The organism is Dietzia sp. E1, assembly GCF_014145015.1.
Classification (GTDB): Bacteria; Actinomycetota; Actinomycetes; order Mycobacteriales; family Mycobacteriaceae; genus Dietzia; species Dietzia cinnamea_A.
In genome coordinates, this window is sequence record NZ_JAALDU010000215.1 from 1 (window position 1) to 18,307 (window position 18,307).

General features: G+C 70.7%; 18 protein-coding genes. 10 read left to right on the forward strand and 8 right to left on the reverse strand.

What is annotated here, in order from left to right:
- Positions 1-30 precede the first annotated feature (30 nt).
- From G6030_RS08245 to G6030_RS08255, 3 genes are all read right to left on the reverse strand, one after another.
- Positions 31-1,206 (reverse strand): alpha/beta hydrolase family protein, encoded by a 1,176-nt coding sequence (locus G6030_RS08245; RefSeq protein ID WP_182642797.1) that lies wholly within the window; start codon positions 1,204-1,206, stop codon positions 31-33.
- A gap of 89 nt (positions 1,207-1,295) precedes the next feature.
- On the reverse strand, positions 1,296-2,582 hold the full coding sequence (locus tag G6030_RS08250) for an alpha/beta hydrolase family protein (protein WP_182642798.1): 1,287 nt from the start codon (positions 2,580-2,582) through the stop codon (positions 1,296-1,298).
- A gap of 82 nt (positions 2,583-2,664) precedes the next feature.
- The gene (locus tag G6030_RS08255) at positions 2,665-3,159 is read right to left on the reverse strand and encodes a glutathione peroxidase (RefSeq protein ID WP_182642799.1); all 495 of its coding nucleotides are present in this window, start codon (positions 3,157-3,159) and stop codon (positions 2,665-2,667) included.
- A gap of 136 nt (positions 3,160-3,295) precedes the next feature.
- Here G6030_RS08255 and G6030_RS08260 point away from each other — a divergent pair, with 136 nt between their 5' ends.
- Positions 3,296-3,883 (forward strand): dihydrofolate reductase family protein, encoded by a 588-nt coding sequence (locus G6030_RS08260; RefSeq protein ID WP_182642800.1) that lies wholly within the window; start codon positions 3,296-3,298, stop codon positions 3,881-3,883.
- A 48-nt stretch (positions 3,884-3,931) separates the two neighbouring features.
- Here the strand turns inward: G6030_RS08260 and G6030_RS08265 are convergent, their stop codons facing one another.
- Positions 3,932-5,290: an MFS transporter gene (locus tag G6030_RS08265; RefSeq protein WP_182642801.1), complete on the reverse strand. Its 1,359-nt coding sequence runs from the start codon at positions 5,288-5,290 to the stop codon at positions 3,932-3,934.
- Positions 5,291-5,427: 137 nt separating this feature from the next.
- Entirely contained in the window at positions 5,428-5,769 is a 342-nt protein-coding gene (locus tag G6030_RS08270; protein WP_182642802.1) for a transglycosylase family protein, read from the reverse strand.
- Positions 5,770-6,065: 296 nt separating this feature from the next.
- Here G6030_RS08270 and G6030_RS08275 point away from each other — a divergent pair, with 296 nt between their 5' ends.
- Together G6030_RS08275 and G6030_RS08280 are read left to right on the forward strand one after the other, a co-directional pair.
- A complete protein-coding gene (locus tag G6030_RS08275; protein ID WP_182642803.1) occupies positions 6,066-6,944 on the forward strand; it encodes an alpha/beta hydrolase in 879 nt (292 codons plus the stop codon).
- A 52-nt stretch (positions 6,945-6,996) separates the two neighbouring features.
- On the forward strand, positions 6,997-7,206 hold the full coding sequence (locus tag G6030_RS08280; RefSeq protein ID WP_182642804.1) for a DUF2945 domain-containing protein: 210 nt from the start codon (positions 6,997-6,999) through the stop codon (positions 7,204-7,206).
- A 243-nt stretch (positions 7,207-7,449) separates the two neighbouring features.
- Here G6030_RS08280 and G6030_RS08285 read toward each other — a convergent pair whose 3' ends face one another.
- Positions 7,450-7,914: an SRPBCC family protein gene (locus G6030_RS08285; RefSeq protein WP_182642805.1), complete on the reverse strand. Its 465-nt coding sequence runs from the start codon at positions 7,912-7,914 to the stop codon at positions 7,450-7,452.
- Between the two features lie 208 nt (positions 7,915-8,122).
- Here G6030_RS08285 and G6030_RS08290 point away from each other — a divergent pair, with 208 nt between their 5' ends.
- Genes G6030_RS08290 through G6030_RS08300 form a run of 3 tightly spaced genes read left to right on the forward strand, consistent with a single transcriptional unit; the run spans position 8,123 to position 11,870 of the window.
- On the forward strand, positions 8,123-9,181 hold the full coding sequence (locus G6030_RS08290; protein WP_182642809.1) for an ABC transporter substrate-binding protein: 1,059 nt from the start codon (positions 8,123-8,125) through the stop codon (positions 9,179-9,181).
- Positions 9,182-10,810, forward strand: a complete 1,629-nt coding sequence (locus G6030_RS08295) for an ABC transporter permease subunit (protein ID WP_182642806.1) — start codon at positions 9,182-9,184, stop codon at positions 10,808-10,810.
- Positions 10,803-11,870 carry an ABC transporter ATP-binding protein gene (locus G6030_RS08300; protein WP_063972455.1) on the forward strand — a complete coding sequence of 356 codons (1,068 nt, stop codon included), beginning with the start codon at positions 10,803-10,805 and terminating at the stop codon, positions 11,868-11,870. The genes G6030_RS08295 and G6030_RS08300 overlap by 8 nt, the downstream gene beginning before the upstream one ends.
- Positions 11,871-11,924: 54 nt before the next feature.
- Here the strand turns inward: G6030_RS08300 and G6030_RS08305 are convergent, their stop codons facing one another.
- Positions 11,925-12,758, reverse strand: a complete 834-nt coding sequence (locus G6030_RS08305) for an SDR family NAD(P)-dependent oxidoreductase (RefSeq protein ID WP_187701628.1) — start codon at positions 12,756-12,758, stop codon at positions 11,925-11,927.
- Positions 12,755-14,323 carry an NAD(P)/FAD-dependent oxidoreductase gene (locus G6030_RS08310; RefSeq protein WP_182642807.1) on the reverse strand — a complete coding sequence of 523 codons (1,569 nt, stop codon included), beginning with the start codon at positions 14,321-14,323 and terminating at the stop codon, positions 12,755-12,757. The genes G6030_RS08305 and G6030_RS08310 overlap by 4 nt, the downstream gene beginning before the upstream one ends.
- Before the next feature lie 90 nt (positions 14,324-14,413).
- Here G6030_RS08310 and G6030_RS08315 point away from each other — a divergent pair, with 90 nt between their 5' ends.
- The 4 genes from G6030_RS08315 to G6030_RS08330 all read left to right on the forward strand — a co-directional run.
- Complete coding sequence (locus G6030_RS08315; RefSeq protein WP_063972453.1) at positions 14,414-15,442, forward strand: AraC family transcriptional regulator; 1,029 nt, start codon at positions 14,414-14,416, stop codon at positions 15,440-15,442.
- Complete coding sequence (locus G6030_RS08320; protein WP_082904272.1) at positions 15,439-16,092, forward strand: TetR/AcrR family transcriptional regulator; 654 nt, start codon at positions 15,439-15,441, stop codon at positions 16,090-16,092. The genes G6030_RS08315 and G6030_RS08320 overlap by 4 nt, the downstream gene beginning before the upstream one ends.
- Before the next feature lie 192 nt (positions 16,093-16,284).
- A complete protein-coding gene (locus G6030_RS08325) occupies positions 16,285-17,274 on the forward strand; it encodes a diiron oxygenase (protein WP_063972452.1) in 990 nt (329 codons plus the stop codon).
- Between the two features lie 30 nt (positions 17,275-17,304).
- Positions 17,305-18,307 (forward strand): FAD-dependent oxidoreductase (locus tag G6030_RS08330; RefSeq protein ID WP_182642808.1); only part of this gene is annotated, 1,003 nt, incomplete at its 3' end.

The following is an 18,307-nucleotide window of genomic DNA, read 5'->3' on the forward strand; positions in this document are numbered from 1 at the left end:
CCCGAAGAACCACTACACACATCATCACTGTCAGCCCTGGAGCGCGGGTCTGATGTGGTGCCAGCCGGGCATGATGTAGTCGGGGAACGTCTGCCACCCGTGGAAGCCGTGCCCGTAGTCCACGCGGTGCTCGATGTCGTGGCGATCGAGCTCGCGGGAGAGCGCCTTGGCGCCCTCGATCACGCCCTTCTCCAGCACCAGGCCCTGCAGCATCTCAAAGTAGTTGTCCCCGTATGTCCGCAGGTCCGCGTCGGTGACCTCGAGTCCTCCGGTCGCGAAGTACACCCCGGCGCCCTTCAGGCCGGTCACGTCGGCGATGGTGTCGTGGTGCTTCCACCGGTCGCTGCCGCGTGGCCCCCACATGTTGGCGGTATCGCCGCCCCGGCCTTCGACCGCACCGCGGATCGACTGGTACCCCAGTTCGTCCGTGCTCGAGTAGTAGCCGGAGATCGCCATGACGCCGCGGTACAACTCCGGATACGTGGCCGCCAGGTGCATCGCGGCCTGGGCACCCATCGACGCGCCGCCGATGCCGTTCCTGCCGTTGTGCGTCGTCTCCCGGGTGTTCAGCTCGGCCTCGACGAGACCCGGCAGCTCGTCGGTGAGGAACGTCTCCCACTTGTTGTAGCCGAAGACCTCGTCCTCACTGTTCCAGTCGGACCAGTACGTCGAGGGCCCGCCCGTCGGGGTGACCAGGTGGACGTTCTCGCCCGCCATGCGTTCGGCGATGTGCCCGGCCCGCTTCCAGCCCGAGTTGCCCTCGACCGAGTCGACCCCGTCGAGGAGATACAGGACCGGAGCCGGCCCCTGGTCGCGGACGCGGGACGGGACCACCTCGAGCACGATCTCGCGCTGCATGGCGGCGGAGGTGACGAGCCAGTGCTCGTAGTCGCCGTGCACGGTGATCCCGCGGAGTTCGGTCGTCGTGATCGACTCGTCTCTCGGTCGCGGAGGGTTGGGCAGCTCCACGTAGGACCCGGTGCCGCCGAGCGGGATGTTCGTGGAGCCCGCGGATCCGAGCGACCCGAGCGTCGAACCGAGCGGGAGCGAACCGGCCGCCGACCCGATCAGCTCCACCTCCTCGAGCCCCAGGGACGAGGTGTCGATGCCGTCGCCGATCTGGGCGGAGGCGATCGCGGACGATCCGAGCATCATCGCGACAGCGAGGGCGCCGGCGGCAGCGACGCGGCGGGGTCGGGTGTTCATGAGGTGTCCTTCAGTGCAGGGGCGAGCAATGCAGAAGCGGTCCCGCGCCCGAGTGTGGGAGGGCGCAGGACCGCTTCTCAGATGGTCGATCAGGAACCGGACGAGCTCAACGAGCCCGACGAGCCGGCCGAGCCGACGGAACCGGAGTCACCCGGGGTGCCCGTTCCGGGCTCGGCGACGCCGCCGTACAGGGCGGGCTTGATGTAGTCCCAGCCGTTCGCAAAGTTCTTGAGGAAGTTCGGCCAGTTGTGGAAGCCGGTCTCGGCATAGTCGACGCGGTGGTCGACGCCCGCGCGGTCGAGCGCGTTCTCGAACTGCTTCGAGCCCTCCAGCACACCCATTTCCAGCAGCTGACCGAGGATCATGCTCATGAAGTCCAGCTGACCGTTCTTCATGTAGTTGGCGAAGTCCTGCTCCCCGGCGACGTTGTTGCCAGCGGAGAAGTAGACGGCCGTGTTCTTCAGGTCCTCGGCGTGGGAGATGGTGTCGTGGCGCTTCCAATCAGCGCTGCCGTGCGGACCCCACAGGTTCTCGACGTCGCCGCCCCGGGTCTCGATCGTTCCGCGGATGGTCTGGTAGCCCAGCTGGTCCATGGTCGAGTAGTAACCGCTGAAGGACATGACGCCCTGGTAAATCTCGGGATACGTAGCCGCGAGGTGCATGGCGGCCTGGCCGCCCATGGAAATGCCGCCGATGGCGCTCTTGCCGTTGGTCTCCAGGCCCTTCGCCGCGAGCCCCTGCTCGACGATGCCGGGCAGCTCCTGGGTGAGGAACGTCTCCCACTTGTTGTAGCCGGTGACGGGGTCGGCTTCGTTCCAGTCGGCGTAGTACGAGGCGTACGCACCGGTCGGCATCACGACGTGGACGTTGTCGTCGCGCACGCGATCGTGGATCTTGGCCTGGTGGTTCCAGCCCGAGTTGTACTCGGGGGCGTCGACGCCGTCGAGCATGTACAGCACCGGGGCGGGACCCTGGTCCTTCACCCGCGAGGGCACGACCTCGAGGATGACCTCGCGCTTCATCGCGGCGGAGGTGACCAGCCAGTACTCGTACTCGCCGGAGGTGCGCTCGACCTTCAGGAACTCGGACTCGGTGATGTTCTCCTGAACCGGGCGGGGCTTGTTCGGCAGCGGGTTGTAGGAACCCTCGCCGTCCAGCGGGAAGTCCGCGGACCCGACCGACCCGATCAGGCCGGTGGTCGAACCGAGCGGCACGGATCCGGCCGCCTCCATGATGGCCTCGAGGTCCTCGAGACCGAGCGTCGAGGGATCGATGCTGCCGGTCTGCGCGAGCGCCGGGGTGGTGGATCCGAGGGTGAGGGCGACGGCGAGAGCGCCGGCGGTTGCGGCCGCGAAGCGGCGGAGTCCGAGGGACATGAAGCTCCAGATGTTCTAAGTAGTGACTTAGGGAGCTTAGACGTCTCTCAGCTCGAATGGGAACTCGGTGCGACGACCGTCACTACGCCTGCAGTGCCGCCTCTACGGCTTCCCGCAGGTCCTCGGGCTTGCGGTTGGGCCCGAACCTGTCGATCACCCGACCGTCACGACCCACGAGGAACTTGGTGAAGTTCCACTTGATCCGCCCGCCCAACACGCCGGACTTCTCAGACTTGAGCCAGTCGTAGAGCGGGTGCGCGCCCGACCCGTTGACCTCGATCTTCGAGAACAGCGGGAACTCCACGCCGAAGTTCCGCTCGCAGAACGCGCCGATCTCCTCGTTCGTGCCCGGCTCCTGGTGCGCGAACTGGTCACACGGGAACCCCAGCACCACGAAGCCGCGGTCGCGGAACTCCTCGTACAGCGCCTGCAGACCCTTGTACTGCGGCGTGAACCCACACTTGCTCGCGGTGTTGACCACCAGGACGACCTGCCCCAGGTAGTCGGACAGGTCCTTCTCGCTCCCGTCCAGCAGGCTGGCCTCGAAGTCCGCGAGGGTGGTCTGGTCGTCGGGCATGAGAACTCCTCGTCGTCGTACGGGCGCTGTCACACGGGGCCGGGCGGCAGCGAAGCGACACTCGCCGCTGCCATTGTCACTGTTCCCAGACCGCACGTGCGGGCGTACTCTGGAACTCCCGTGCGAGGAGGCCTCCGTGAGCCAGCTGATCTACACCGCGTTCGTCTCGCTCGACGGCGTGGTCGAGGCCCCCGGCGGCGAGCCCGGGTACCGCAACACCGGCTGGACGTTCGCGGTGGAGTTCCTCGAGGAGGTCTACGGGCTCAAGGCCCGCGAGCAGGACGAGGCCGGGTCGATGCTGCTCGGCCGCGTCAGCTACCAGGCGTTCTCCGCCGTGTGGCCGCAGATGGTCGACGAGTTCCCGAAGTACAACGCCATACCGAAGTACGTGGTGTCCACGACGCTCGCCGAGGGCGACCTGGTGGACGGATGGGGGACGACGACGATCTTGCGCGACCTCGACGAGGTGGCGGCTCTGAAGCAGGCGGAGGGAGCCCCGATCCTCGTGCAGGGATCGGCGACGCTGGCCCGGAGTCTCTCCGACGCAGGGCTCATCGACCGCTACCACCTGTTGGTGTTCCCGTGGATCCTCGGCGCCGGCAAACGCATGTGGAGCGACACCGACAAGCCGCGGCAGAAGCTCGAGCTGGTCGAGAGCGAGGCCTACGGCAACGGGGTCCAGAAGCTCATCTACGACGTGGTCGGGTTCGACCCCGAGGTCTGAGCGCCGCGGGCGTGGCGAGCGCGGCCCGAGCCGACGCTCCCGGGCCGGTCAGGAGGCGCCGCGCGAGACCTCGGGCATCGAGATCGCCGACGCCGCCCCGATGAGGCCGAGAACCGCCAGGAACACCAGCGCCCAGTCCACGCTCACCGCCGCCAGCGCCGAGCTGACGCCTCCCACCACGAGCAGGATGACGCCCATCATCGTGTTGCCGACCGCGACGTACGCGGTGCGGGTGTCGCCCTCCGCCACGTCGACCACGTAGGTCTTGCGGCCCACGCGGACGCCCGAGTGCAGCAGCGTGAGCAGGAAGTACGCGCCGACGAACACCGCGGCGCCGAGCAGTGAACCGCCGTCGAAGCCCGGGATCGACTCGATCAGCACCAGGGCCACCGCCACGATCGACGCCGCCGTCGCCGCGCCCGCCATGAGCAGACGAGAAGACCGGTCGGCCATCCGGCCGAAGATGCGCCCGCCGATCAGCGACGCCACGCCGGAGGCGAGGATGAAGCCGCCGAGTCCGGCCAGCGCGCCCGTTCCGGAGGCGATCGACATCGTCACGATGAACGGCGGGCTCAGCGACGACACCAGCAGCAGACCGCGCACGGAGATGAACTTCCGGAACGTGGCGTCCTCGCGGAAGAGCCGCGCCGCGTCCGCGAACCAGGAGGGCGACGACTCGCCGGGCGCGGGATCGTCCGCCCCGGATTCCGGTTCGTCGGTGTCGCGGGCCTCGCCGGCCGGCTCGCGCACCCGCGCGTACACCGACGCCGACAGCGCCCACAGCAGCGCGCCAGCGGCCAGCAGGATCGCCAGCGCGGTGTGGTCGAGATCCTCGCCGCCCAGCAACCGGATGAGCACGCCGAGGGTGATGGCGACCAGCCCGGCCGCCGATGTCGCCAGACCGACGATCTGCCCGCGCTCCCCTGACGGGATGGTGCGACCCTGGACGTCCTTCGACGCGATCGAACACAGGCAGCGGCCCAGCGAGAACACGACGAGCGCGGACAGGACGCCCACGCCGGCGGCGGTCCCCCGGCCCAGCGCGGCGATCACGGCCATCACCGCCACCGACGCAGCCTGCACGGCCGCGCCGGTGACGAAGACCCATTTGCGGCGGCGCACCCGCACCACGAGCGGGGTGAGGAACGCCTGCGGCAGCATCGACCCGGACTCGCGGATCGGCACCAGCAGGCCCACGAGCGCCGCGGGCACCCCGAGGACGTGGAACAGCCACGGCAGCACCGTGGAGGCGTTGACGGTCTGGTCCCCCGACGACTGCAGTGTGTTGGCGGCGACGAGGCGCAGGCCGTTGCGCGGAAGGTCGCGTCGGACGGGCTCGGGGAGTTCGTGTTCCGCGTCGTCGGAGCGGGTGACGAGACGGGAGTAGACACGATCGGCGGTGGTCACCGTTCAGAAGACTAGCCGCCTCCGCCGTCTCCCACTCCGCCACCCGCCCGAACAGGCCGCCGGCGGATAGACGTCAGACCGGCGCCGGAGGATCGCCCCGGCGCCGGTCATGCGCATATCCGTGTGCGGCGCTCGGATCAGGCGAGCGGCCCACCACAGTTCGGCCAGGCGCCCGCGCCCTGACCCGCGAGCACCCGCTCGCCGATGTCGATCTGCTGTTCACGCGTGGCCTGGTCGGCCGTCGCGGCGTACTCGCCGCCGCCGAAGCCGCTCCACGTCTGGGCGGAGAACTGCAGCCCACCGTAGTAACCGTTGCCGGTGTTGATCTGCCAGTTGCCGCCGGACTCGCACTGGGCCACCTGGTCCCAGGCGCTCGGCGGGGCCGCGTTCGCCGCGGGTGTCGCCAGCGTAGCGCCGGCCGCGGCGATCCCGCCCGCCATCATCGCACCGGTCAGGGTTCGGACAAGCTTCTTCTGCATCCCTCGTGACCTCCTGTAGGTCTCGTGTCGTGCTTGTCGACTGGTTCGTCGGACAGCGGCCGACACTACGAAGAGGCGGGAGGGGCCCCGCAACCCCCGGCGCGGGATCCGGGCCCGGTTCGACTGGCGGGCGTCGTGGCCGCGGGTTCGCGTCCTCGCTGGTCAGCGGGCCGGTTTGGCGGTCGCGGCGAGCGGCGGGATCGAGTACGTGAGATGACTCACCTCGTCGTCGTCCGGTTGCGAACCGCTGTCTGCCGCCGCTTCACTGCGGCCGATCCGCGCCTAGTCTTCCGGGCATGACCGAACACACGGTACGAATCGGCGGCCGTCATGTGGCCGTACATGAATGCGGGGCACCGGACGGCGACCCCTTGATCCACTTCCACGGCACTCCCGGATCGCGGCTCGAGATGGCATTCGGGGCGGCGGTCGCCGAGCGGGCCGGTGTCCGCGTGATCGGATTCGACCGGCCCGGGTACGGCAGATCCGACGCCGGGCCGATCAGTCTGGCCGGCGTCGCCCGCGATGTGGAAACCATCGCCGATCACCTGGGGATCGACCGGTTCATGGTGTCAGGATGGTCGGGGGGCGGGGCATTCGCACTGGCCACCGCAGCCGCTCTGCCCCGACGCGTCGTCCGGGTCGGCGTGTCCGGGGGCCTCGCACCGTTCGATCGGATGCCGGGCGCGCGTGACGCGCTCACCCCGAACGACCTCGAGGCCCTGACACACCTGCCCGGCGACCCGGAGCGGGCCGCGCAGGTGTTCCTCTCCGGCAACTCGGCCACCCTCGACGCCATGGTGTCCGTGTGCGACGACGAGTCCGCACCCTGGGTCGACTGGATGTTCGCGGGCAGCGACGCGACGGTGATCGCCGACCGGGACGCCCGGCGGGCGCTGTTCGTCAACTTCAACGAGGCTCTGCGCCAGGGCGCTCACGCGATCGCCAGGGACAACGTGGCGTTCGTGGGACCGTGGGGGTTCCGGGTCGAGGACATCGCCGCACCTGTCCTCCTCTGGTACGGCGACGGCGATGAGATGGCGCCACCGAGCCACGGGCGGTGGCTCGCCGCGCACCTGGCCGTCGCCCACCTGACGATCTACGAGGGCGAGGGGCACCTCCTTCCGCTGGTCCACTGGGACCGGATGCTGGAGGAGTTGACCGCGCATGCATGACCTCGCGGCAATTGTTCGTGCACACCCGCTGCGCGGTGAACATACTGGCCACATGAGCGAGTACAAGAAGGGCGACCACGTCGAGTGGAACTCCGAGGCCGGGATGGTCAGCGGCGTGATCCGCGACATCCACACCGAGGACGTCGAGTTCAAGGGACGCATGCGGCGCTGCAGCAAGGACGAGCCGCAGTACGAGATCGAGAGCGACAAAACCGGCCACATGGCCATGCACAAGGGCTCGGCGCTGAAGAAGATCGACTAGCGCGGGACGCGGCCGGGAAGCGGGCGGCGCTCGAGGCGAGGGCGGCGCTCGAGGCGGGGGCGCAACCCGCGATCCACGTCGGCGGCACGCCCGGCCCTGAGCGCACGCGCGACAGCTCACCTATCGGATGGGGCACCGCCTACGGGGCCCCATAGGCGGCGCGCGATCGGATAGGTCGCGCGGCGGGGATCCGGCGGGCGGATCGTTGGCCGGGCAGGTCGCGGGTCGGGGTGGGCTGCTCGCTCAGCCGGCGACGGCCGCGGCGAGGTTGCCCAGCGAGTCCTCGAGCTGCTTCTCCGACACCAGCGGGAACGACACCTTCTTCAGCAGGTCCTTGTCGGTGACCTTGGACCAGTCGTAGGTGTGGCGGACCAGCGTGGAGTCCGGGCCCTGGGGCTCGAGCTCCCAGACCCACTCCCAACCCTTGGGCTCGGTGCCCGCGGGCGCGGTCTGCCAGGCCAGCAGCTTGTCCTTGGCGAAGCCGGTGACGTGGTTCTCGGTGCGGTACTCGCCGCCCATGTGCTCGCCCTCCATGTCCATGGCGAACACGTCACCGACCTGCTGGATGCGGTCGGTCTTGTAGTCGCCGCGCACGAAGCCTGAGCCGTCCAGGCGGGCGTGGTTCTCCGGGTTGGACAGGAATTTGAAGATCTCAGCCGCCGAGTGGTCGATCACGCGCTCGACGGTGATGGCGTTGGAATCAGTCATGACTCCACCGTGCCCGCCGCGGCGCCGGTTCGCATCCGGTCAGCGCTCGGCGCCGGTTCAGCGCTCGGTGCCGGTGCGCATCCGGCCAATGCTCGGCGCCGGTTCTCATCCGGTCGGGGTTCGGCGCCGAATTCACCGTGGGTTCACCCCGTACTCCCGAGCCGGACCGACGAGGGTGCCAGGATGGAGTGTCCGTTTCATGGTGCAGATGGGAAGTGGTCGCGTGTCGCGGTCTGTTGGTCGTCGGGCGGTACTGGCGTCGGTGGCGGTCTTCGCCTCCGGAGCGCTCGGGCTCGCGGGGTGTTCCGAGCCCGCGGCCCCGGAATCCGGTGAGGGCGCCGCGTCCTCGGAGGCGTCCGGCGAGGTGACCCTCTACACCTCGGAGCCGCAGGCCAAGATCGACGAGATCATCGCCGCGTTCAACGAGGAGCAGCCCGACATCGAGGTGAAGGTCTTCCGCGCCGGCACCGGCGACCTCAAGGCGCGCATCGAGGCCGAGAGGTCCACCGGCGCGGTCGCCGCGGACGTACTGCTCGCGGCCGACGTGCCCACCTTCGAGGACTACAAGGACCAGGACCTCTTCCAGGAGTTCGAGCCCAGCGAGGCCGACGCCCTGTCCGACGTGGCGATCGACCCCGACGGCTTCTACGTCGGCACCCGCATCATCCCGACCGTGATCGCCTACAACACCACCGAGATCACCGAGCCGCCGACCTCGTGGGCCGAGCTCACCGAGCCCGAGTACGCCGACCGGATCATCCTGCCCAACCCGGACGTCTCCGGCGCCGCCGCCTTCAACGCCGCGGCGTGGAGCCTGCAGCCGGACCTGGGCGAGGAGTGGATCGAGCAGCTCGGCGCCAACAACCCGCAGGTCGCCGAGTCCAACGGTCCCGTCTCGCAGGCCGTCGCCGAGGGTTCCCGCCCGGTCGGGATCGTGGTGGACTACCTCGTCCGCGACCTCGCCGCCCAGGGCTCGCCCATCGCCGTGAGCTATCCCGATGAGGGCGTCCCCTACATCACCCAGCCCGGTGCCGTGTTCGCCGACGCGCCCAACCCCGAGGCCGCCAAGCTCTTCCTCGACTTCCTCGTCTCCAAGAAGGGCCAGGAGATCGCCGTCGACCAGAGCTACCTCCCCGTGCGCGAGGACGCCGGAAGCCCCGAGGGCGCCCCCGCACTGGCCGACATCGCCCTCTTCGACCAGGACCTCGAGGCGATCGCCGCCTCCCGCGACGACGCCGTGGCCGCCTTCAACGAGGCCGTCAGGTAGGTGACGCTCCCCCTCAGGCTGGCCCTGTGGGCGTCCCTCGCGGGCGTCATGGTGCTGCCCCTGGCCCTGGTCGTCTCGCTGGGGCTGGGAGCCAACCACCTCCCCGAGCTCATCGACCAGGGCCTGCTCACGGCCACCGCCAACAGCCTCGTCAGCTCCCTGCTCTCGGCGGTGGGGGCCGTCATCATCGGCACGCTGATGGCGTTCCTGCTCGACCGCATCGACCTGCCGGGCCGCGGAGCGCTGCGCCTGCTGCTGCTCACCCCGCTGTTCATCCCGCCCTTCATCGGGGCCATCGCGTGGAGCGGACTGCTCACCGACGGCGGGCTCCTCGACCGACTGTTCGGGTTCGCACCGTGGAACTTCTACGGCGGGCCGGGCGTCGTCTTCCTGCTCACCCTGCACGCCTACCCCATGGCGTACTTCGTCGTCGCGGCAGCGCTCCGACGGATCCCCGCAGAGCTCGAGGAGGCCTCCCGCCTCTCCGGTGCCCGCCCGACGCGCACCCACCTCGACGTCACCCTGCCCCTCATCCGGCCCGCCATGGCTGCGGCGTTCACCCTGACCTTCGTCAGCGGGATCGGTGACTTCGGCATCCCCGTGATCGTGGGTCTGCCCGCCGGGTACGAGACGCTGTCGACGATGGTCTACCGGTTCCTCGAATCCGGATCCGTGGCCTCACCGCTGCAGACCGTCTCCCAGATCGGAGTGGTGCTGCTGCTCATCGGTGTCCTGGGAACGCTGCTCGACCGGCAGGTCACCAAGGGGTCAGTCGAGTTCGGCGGCACCGGACGGCCCGCCGCGCCCCAGGCCCTCGGCCGATCCCGGCTGCCCCTGGCGGTGGTCGCGTGGACCGTCAGCGTCCTGGTCACCCTCGCCCCGCTCGTCGGCCTGGCGGTCCGGGCCCTCCTCCCCGCACCGGGCGTGCCCCTCACCCTGGAGACCGCGACCCTGGACAACTTCCGGCGGGCGCTGACCGCCTCCACCACGATCGACGGCGTCACCAACTCCGTCGTCCTCGCGCTCGGAGCGGCGCTCATCTGCGGCGTCCTCGGACTGCTCGTCGGACTGTTCACCACCCGCCTGGCCGGACGCGACCGCGAACCGCTCCTCATGTCCGTCCTGCTGCCGCAGGCCGTCCCCGGCCTCGTCATCGCCACGGGGTGGCTCATCCTCGGCCGCTACACCGGACTGTTCAACACCCGCTGGGTCATCCTCGGCGCGTACGTCACCGCGTTCACCGCGATCGTGGTCCAGACCGTCCGCGGCCCACTGGCGGGGATCCACTCGTCGATGGAGGAGGCCGCCCGGATCGGCGGCGCCAAGGCGCTGCGCTCGCGGATCGACACGAGCGTGCGCATGGCCTTGCCCGCGGCAGGGATCGGCTCGGTCATGGTCACCGTGACCGCGGTGCGGGAGCTCACGCTCTCCGTCCTGCTCGTGGCCCCGGGCACCCAGACGCTCGGCGTGGTGATCTTCCAGTACCAGCGGGCCGGGGACTACAACGCCTCCTCCGCCCTGTCCGTGGTGCTCATGGCGGTGGGCCTGCTCGTCCTGGCCGCCTTCGGCGCCCGCTACACCCGACCCGACACCGGGTCCGACGCCGCATCCGGGAGGATCCGTGCCTGAACTCGACGCCCGCGGCGTCAGCGTCCGCTTCGGCGAGACCGTCGCCCTGGAAGACCTCGACGTCCGTGTGGACTCCGGCCGGATCCTCGCCCTCGTGGGCCCGTCCGGCTCCGGCAAATCCACCTTCCTCCGCGCCGTCGCCGGATTCGAGCGCCCCTCGGCGGGCACGATCCGGGTCGGCGACCGCACCCTCGTCGGCGACGGGATTCACCTGCCGCCCGAGGAACGCGGCCTCGGCATGGTCTTCCAGCACCACGCCGTGTGGCCCCACCTCAGCGTGGCGGACAACGTCGCCTACCCGCTGCGCCGCGCGAAGGTGCCGGCCGCACGCCGACGCGCGCTCGTCGCCGAGGCGCTCGAGACGGTCGAGCTGGGCGAATTCGCCCGGCGCCGACCCGACACCCTGTCCGGTGGGCAGCGTCAGCGGGTCTCGCTCGCCCGGGCCATCGTCGCGCGACCGGGCGTCCTGCTGCTCGACGAGGCCCTGTCCGCGCTCGACGAGCCGCTGCGCGCCTCACTCCGGCTGGTCCTGCGCCGACTCGCCGCCGAGCACGACCTCACGATGATCCACGTGACCCACGACCGGGGCGAGGCCCTCGCGCTCGGCGACGAGGTGGCCGTGCTGCACCGGGGACGACTCGTGCAGTGCGACGTGCCCGACCGGCTGGACGCCGCGCCGAACAGCGCCTTCGTCGCCGGGTTCCTGCACGACGCCACCCTCGTCGAGGGAACGGTCGACGGCGACGGGTTCCGCTCCGACGACGGGGGCATCACGCTCGGTGCCGACGTCCTCACCGGGCCCGCCGGCACGGTGACCGGCCCCGCCACCCTCGCGCTGCTCCCCGGCGGACTCGACCTGGCCGCGCCCGAAAGGGCCCCGGGACGCATCGGCGCGGAGTTCGTCACCTCCCTCTACGGTCGTAGCGGGAGGACGGTCATCTGCCGCCACGGCGACACCGAGCTCAGGGTCCTGGCCCCGGCCGGGACCGCGGTGCCAGGCCGGGTCGGCGAGCCCGTCGGCGTCGACGTCCGGCGCGGCTTCCTCTACCCGAGGGACTGACCCCGGCGCGAGCGGAGCCGCCGCACCAGTCTCGGCGCGCGGCCCGCCGCGGTGTCAGCCCTGGCGCGCCACCACCCGGCCGATCAGGCGCGTCGAGGCGAGGAACGGCACACGCGAGAAGCGCTTGGAGTACCAGAAGACCGTGGCCAGGGCGTCGGGCGTGATGACCACCCGCCGGGCCTCGATGCCGCGCACCGACCGCCGGGCGATGATCTCCGACGTCAGGTGCGTCCGCGTGAGCAGCTTGCGCGCCATCTCGTCCGCCTTCGGGTCGTCGCCGGAGAGCGACTCCGCCAGACCCGACCGGAAGAACTGCGGGCAGATCACCGACGTCGACACCCCGCGCGGCCGCAGCTCGGCGTCGAGGGTCTCCCCCAGCGCGACCGCGGCGGCCTTGGTCGCGTTGTAGGCCCCCATCTTGGGCGCGTGGACGAGTCCCGCCGCCGAGGCGGTGATGACCAGACGTCCGCCCCGACCGAGCTTCGGCGCGAGCGCGCGACAGCCCCGCACGACGCCGAGCAGGTTGATGTCCACGATCCGCTGCCACGACTCCATGGACGTGGTCTCCAGGGATCCGCCGACCGCGATGCCCGCGTTGTTGACGAGGATGTCCAGTGAGTCGATGTCCTCGGCGGCGGCCGCCCAGTCGGCATCGGATGTGACGTCCAGGCGGCGGTACGACCACCGCCCGGGCAGCCCCTGCACCGCGGCGGGCGGATCGGCGTGGACGTCGGTGAGGATCACCTCGTCGCCGAGCTCCAGATACTCGCGGGCCAGCGCCAGGCCCAGCCCCGAGGCCGCCCCGGTGATGAGCACGCGCCTGCCCGGACCGTCGGAGGTGGCCCGCCCGGACCGTCCGGCGCTCCGGCGTGGAAGGAAACGGGTCATGATCGCGCCACCTCGTCGTCGTCGCTCATCTCGGTCACCTCACGCACGGCGGAACCACCGGCGCCACCCGGCGCGCGGCGGGCGCCGGTCAGGACCACGTCCTCACCGAACGCCATCTCCCGGCGCTGGTCACCGAACGCGAGCTCGGGGATCTCCACCAGGAAGTTCTGCACGTAGCGCCACGGCCGCGAGTCGCCCTGCTTGGGGAACAGGTGGCCGTCGCGCCGGATGTAGCCGGCGTCGAAGTCCAGCAGGAGTTGATCGGCCGGGCCGTCGGGCAGGCGCGGCGCGTAGACCTCCTCGCCGGACCCCCACAGGCGGACCATGTAGCGCGAGACCATGTCCGCGCGCAGGGTCCACGACGAGTTGATGTAGCCCACGGTGAAGCTGACGTTGGGCACGCCCGCCAGCATCATGCCGCGGTACGTGGCCAGCGACGGGATGTCGAGCGGCTCGCCGTCGATGCTCAGCGTGCCGCCCCCGAAGACCTGCAGCCGCAGGCCGGTCGCGGTGATGATGACGTCCGCGTCGACGTGCTCGCCCGTGGTGAGGCGGATGCCGGTCTCGGTGAACCGGTCGATGTGCCCGGTCACCACCCGCGCGGCGCCGCGGCGCATGGCCCGGAAGATGTCGCCGTCGGGGGCCTTGCACACGCGCTGGTCCCACGGCCGGTACGGCGGCGTGAAATGCCGGTCGATCTCCTCCGCCGGCAGGTAGCGGCGCTGCATCGCCCGCAGCGCCGCCTTGAATAGCCATGGCAGTCGCTGCGCGATCACGAACTGCGCGGTGTCGCGCGCGCCGTGGTTGAGCCGGGCCACCCGGTGGTCCCACGGCGCCGGTAGCAGCCGCCTCCACACCGCGCTGATGACGTCCTTCTCCGGCAGTGGGCCGATGTAGCTCGGGGTGCGCTGCAGCATCGTCACGTCCGCGCCGAGGTCCGCCAGCGCCGGGACCAGCGTCACCGCGGTCGCGCCCGAGCCGATCACCACGAACCGTCGGCCGGCGTAGTCGAGGTCCTCCGGCCACTGCTGCGGGTGGATGATCTGCCCGCGGAAGTCCTCCTCGCCCGGGAACTCCGGGCGGAAGCCCTCGGAGTGCGAGTAGTAGCCCGAGCCGAAGTGCACGCGGCGGGCCCACACGATGCGCTCGCCGTCCGCGGTCCGGCAGGTCACGCGGTACAGCTGCACGTCGCTACGCCAGTCGGCGTCCGCCACCCACGAGCCCAGGTGGAGACGGTCGAGCGCGCCGGCCTCGCGGGCGGTGTCTCGGATGTACTCCTTGATGTCCTCGCCGTTGCCGAGCGTCGAGTCGTGGGGCCAGGGACGGAAGGGGAAGCCGAAGGTGGCCATGTCCGAGTCCGAGCGGATGCCCGGGTAGCGGAACGTGTGCCAGGTCCCGCCCAGGTCGTCGTGGACGTCGTGGATCTCCCAGCGCCAGTCCGGGAAGGCGCGGTGGACGTGGTGGGCCAGGTCGATCCCCGACATCCCCGCTCCGACGATGAGCAGGTCCAGCGGGTCGGCGGGCTCGGTGCCCGGCCCGTCCGAGAGGTGGGTGCTACCAGTCATGCCACGTACCGTAACCGCCCGCGGCGAGCGATGGTTTCCGTAATGCGCCAACAAGTTGCTCTTTCGCGCCACGTCGCCCAGAGTGCTCCCATGGCGTTCATCCGATCCGCGGGGCTGCGGGGCGTCCGCGCCGTCGTGGCCGGACTCGGCGGCGACGCCGACGACCTCGCCCGGCGCTCCGGCCTGCCCCACGGCGCCCTGGACAGCGACGAGATGCTGGTCGAGGACCTGTCGATCGCGCTCCTGCTGGAGACCGCGGCCGCCGAACTCGGATGCCCCGACCTCGGGCTCCGCGTGGCCGAACACCAGGACCTCGACATGCTCGGCCCCGTCGCGGTGGTCGTGAAGAACGCGCGGACCACCACCGAGGCGCTCGAGATGACCTCCAAGTACCTGTTCTTCCACTCGAGGTCGATCGAGATCACCGTCGTCCCCGATCCGCGCGGCGAGCCAGACGTGTTGGGCGTGCGGTTCGGCTACCGGGACCCCGCCCAACTCATCCCGCCCCAGGCCGTCGACCTCGTGCTGCTCTTCGTGCACCGGGCCATGCGCACCGTCCTCGGTGGCGACTACGGGCTGCTCTCCGTCGAGCTCCCGGGCCCGCTCAACACCGACGCCGCGCAGTACGAGGCCCTCTTCGGCGCGCCGGTCACGCCGTCGACCCCGTCCGCCGTCCTGCGCGTGCCGTCCGACCTCCTGGGCCGGGAGATCTCGGGCGGCGACGACGCCGTGCAACAGCTGGCGCTGCGGTACCTCGAGCAGCACGTGCCCACCGACCGCCGGAGCCTGACCGACCGAACCCGCGCGGCGCTCCACCAGTCCCTCGACGCCGGCGCCTCGTCCCTCGCGCGGATCGCCGGGTTGCTGTCCCTGTCACCCCGCTCGCTGCAGCGCGGCCTGGCGGGCGAGGGCACGAGCTTCTCCGCGGTCCGCGACGAGGTCCGCCGTGAGGTCGCCGCGCGGCTGCTCACCACCACGGAGATCCCGCTGTACCAGATCGCCTCGGCCCTCGACCTCGGCGACGCGACCACCTTCAGCCAGTACGCGCGCCGGTGGTGGGGCATGACCGCGCGTGAGGTCCGGCACGGCCGCGGCGGGGTGGGACAATCGACCCCATGAGCGAGAACCCGTCGTCCGACCCCCTGGCGATGCTCCGTTCCGGACGCGGACTGCCGGACGCCGCCGAGGTCGACGACCCGATCCGCGAACAGCTCCTCGACGCGGCCGCCGCGCAGTTCGAGAGTGTCGGGATCGCCCGGTCGACGATGAACGACATCACCCGGCGGGCAGGCCTGGCGCGGATGACCCTGTACCGCCGGTTCGCCAACAAGCAGGAACTCGTGGAGGCGACGCTGCTGCGCGAGGCGTCGTGGTTCCTCGCGGACCTGCAGCGGGAGCTCGACGCGCACGAGTCCATCGAAGACAAACTCACCGAGGGCTTCGCGTTCACGGTGCAGACGCTCCGCGACCACGACCTGCTCAACCGCCTCCTCGAGACCGAGCCCGAGGCGACGGTCCCCCACTTCACCGTCCAGGGCGCGCCGCTCATCACCGCCGCCGCTCACTTCCTCGCCGCGGAGATCAGCCGCGCCGCCCCCGAGCCGCGCAGCGACGAGGAGGTGCTGGTCGTGGCCGAACTGACCGCCCGGCTGGTCGTCTCCTTCGTCCTCACGCCGTCGACGACCATCGACCTCGACGACCCCGCCGTCGCGCGGGCCTTCGCCCGGAACCACCTCGGTCCCCTCCTCGGCGCGCACCCGCAGCGCTGATTCCGCGCGGTGCGGACCCACAGCCGACCCACGCGGTGCGCGCCGGCAGAGCTGACAATCCCCTCATGACTGCTTGACGAATCGGCGGTCTGTGTCTAGCGTCAGGGACAAATAGATCGCGGATGTCTCTCTGTCCCATCCGCTGGATTCCACGCCTCCCGACCCGCCGGGTCGGTGACCGGAAGGAAGATTATGTCCGCAGCCGCACCCGCCCCCACGGCGAGCACAGACGAGTACGAGGACACGCTCCGCCGCCTGTCGCACGCCTCCGTGCACCGCAGCTTCGACCCGTTCAAGGACATCGCCTGGGACCACCCTGACTTCTCCGTGGACCCCACGGACGAGCGCTGGGTCCTGCCCGCCGGGATCGATCCGCTCGGTGGTCACTCCTGGTACAAGTCCCAGCCGATCGAGAAGCAGATCGAGATCGGGCTGTGGCGTCAGGCCAACATCATGAAGGTGGGCCTGCAGTTCGAGAACATCCTCATCCGCGGGATCATGCAGTACGTCTTCAAGGCCGAGAACGGCTCCGCGGAGTTCCGGTACCTCACCCACGAGGCCACCGAGGAGTGCCACCACACGCAGATGTTCCAGCAGGGCGTCAACCAGATCGGGGCGGACGTCCCGGGTATGCCGCGCTGGATGCGTCGACTCTCCCCGATCCTCCCGCTTGCCGCCGGCCGGTTCCCGGTCGCGTTCTTCATCGGCGTGCTGGCCGGTGAGGAGCCGATCGACCACACGCAGAAGCAGGTCCTGCGCAACTCGGACTCCCTGCCGCCGGTGCTGTCGCGGATCATGGAGATCCACGTCGCTGAGGAGGCGCGCCACATCTCGTTCGCGCACACCTACGTCGCGCGAAACGCCCCCAAGCTGTCCCGGCGGGACGCGTTCCTCGTCTCCCTGCTGTTCCCGGTGATCATGCGGGTGCTGTGCGACGCGATCCTCAAGCCCACCAAGGAGTTCCGCGACACCTTCGATATCCCCGACGAGGTCGTCCGCGAGCTGTACTGGGACAGCCCCGAGTCGCAGCGGTTCCTGTCCGACCTCTTCGGTGACGTCCGGATGCTCGCCGAGGAGTCGGGTCTGATGAACCGGACGTCCCGCCGGCTGTGGAAGGCCCTGAAGATCGACGGACGACCCTCGCGGTACCGCGGCGAGCCGCCCGTGGCGTTCCGCGACTGACCACGCCCCCTCCCGGACAGGCACCCACCCATGCCCCACGTCATCACCCAGGCCTGCTGCGCGGACGCCTCGTGCGTCCACGCGTGCCCGGTCAACTGCATCCACCCGACGCCCGACGAGCCGGATTTCGCCACGGCGGAGATGCTCTACATCGACCCGGTGTCCTGCGTGGACTGCGGGGCGTGCGTGGGGGCGTGCCCGGTCGGGGCGATCGTGCCGCACACCGAGCTGGCCCCGGAGCAGCACGACTTCCTGCACATCAACGCCGAATTGACCGGCGACGACCGCCCTTCCCGGCCGCAGGCGCGCGTCCCCACGCTCGTGCGCCTCGGCCCCACGCGCACGACCGTGCGGGTGGCCGTGGTGGGCGCCGGGCCGGCCGCGCTGTACGCCGCCGACGAACTGCTGCGCCAGCCCGGGGTGGAGGTGACGGTGTTCGAGCGACTGCCCGTGCCGCACGGCCTGGCCCGGCACGGGGTGGCGCCCGACCACACCAGCACGCGCGCGGTGGCCGACCTGTTCCGGGCCATCGAGGAACAGCCCGGGTTCGGGTACCGCCTCGGGGTGCACGTCGGCGAGGACGTCACGGCCGCGGAACTGGCGGCCCATCATCACGCGGTGGTGTACGCGACCGGCGCCGGCACGGACCGGCCACTCGACATCCCCGGCACCGATCTGCCCGGGAGCACGTCGGCCACCGAGGTCGTGGCCTGGTACAACGACCACCCCGACCACGCGGACGCCCACGTCCCGCTGGACCACGAGCGCGCGGTGATCGTCGGCAACGGCAACGTGGCCCTCGACGTGGCGCGCATCCTCGCCACCGACCCGGAGCGGCTCGCCGACACCTCCATCGCCCGCCACGCCCTCGAGGCGCTGCGGGACAGCCGCGTCCGCGAGGTCGTGGTGCTCGGCCGCCGCGGCCCGGAGCACGCCGCGTTCACGCTGCCCGAGCTGGTCGGACTCGCCGCCCGGGACGACATCGACCTGCGCGTCGACGCCCCGGACGGCATCGACCCCGACGCCGCGACCA

What these genes read in the sequence shown, in the direction of transcription:
- G6030_RS08245 (WP_182642797.1), bottom strand. Translation starts at nt 1,206, where the DNA reads ATGAACACCCGACCCCGCCGCGTCGCTGCCGCCGGCGCCCTCGCTGTC.
- G6030_RS08250 (WP_182642798.1), bottom strand. Translation starts at nt 2,582, where the DNA reads ATGTCCCTCGGACTCCGCCGCTTCGCGGCCGCAACCGCCGGCGCTCTC.
- G6030_RS08255 (WP_182642799.1), bottom strand. Translation starts at nt 3,159, where the DNA reads ATGCCCGACGACCAGACCACCCTCGCGGACTTCGAGGCCAGCCTGCTG.
- G6030_RS08270 (WP_182642802.1), bottom strand. Translation starts at nt 5,769, where the DNA reads ATGCAGAAGAAGCTTGTCCGAACCCTGACCGGTGCGATGATGGCGGGC.
- G6030_RS08275 (WP_182642803.1), top strand. Translation starts at nt 6,066, where the DNA reads ATGACCGAACACACGGTACGAATCGGCGGCCGTCATGTGGCCGTACAT.
- G6030_RS08280 (WP_182642804.1), top strand. Translation starts at nt 6,997, where the DNA reads ATGAGCGAGTACAAGAAGGGCGACCACGTCGAGTGGAACTCCGAGGCC.
- G6030_RS08285 (WP_182642805.1), bottom strand. Translation starts at nt 7,914, where the DNA reads ATGACTGATTCCAACGCCATCACCGTCGAGCGCGTGATCGACCACTCG.
- G6030_RS08290 (WP_182642809.1), top strand. Translation starts at nt 8,123, where the DNA reads ATGGGAAGTGGTCGCGTGTCGCGGTCTGTTGGTCGTCGGGCGGTACTG.
- G6030_RS08305 (WP_187701628.1), bottom strand. Translation starts at nt 12,758, where the DNA reads ATGACCCGTTTCCTTCCACGCCGGAGCGCCGGACGGTCCGGGCGGGCC.
- G6030_RS08310 (WP_182642807.1), bottom strand. Translation starts at nt 14,323, where the DNA reads ATGACTGGTAGCACCCACCTCTCGGACGGGCCGGGCACCGAGCCCGCC.
- G6030_RS08315 (WP_063972453.1), top strand. Translation starts at nt 14,414, where the DNA reads ATGGCGTTCATCCGATCCGCGGGGCTGCGGGGCGTCCGCGCCGTCGTG.
- G6030_RS08320 (WP_082904272.1), top strand. Translation starts at nt 15,439, where the DNA reads ATGAGCGAGAACCCGTCGTCCGACCCCCTGGCGATGCTCCGTTCCGGA.
- G6030_RS08325 (WP_063972452.1), top strand. Translation starts at nt 16,285, where the DNA reads ATGTCCGCAGCCGCACCCGCCCCCACGGCGAGCACAGACGAGTACGAG.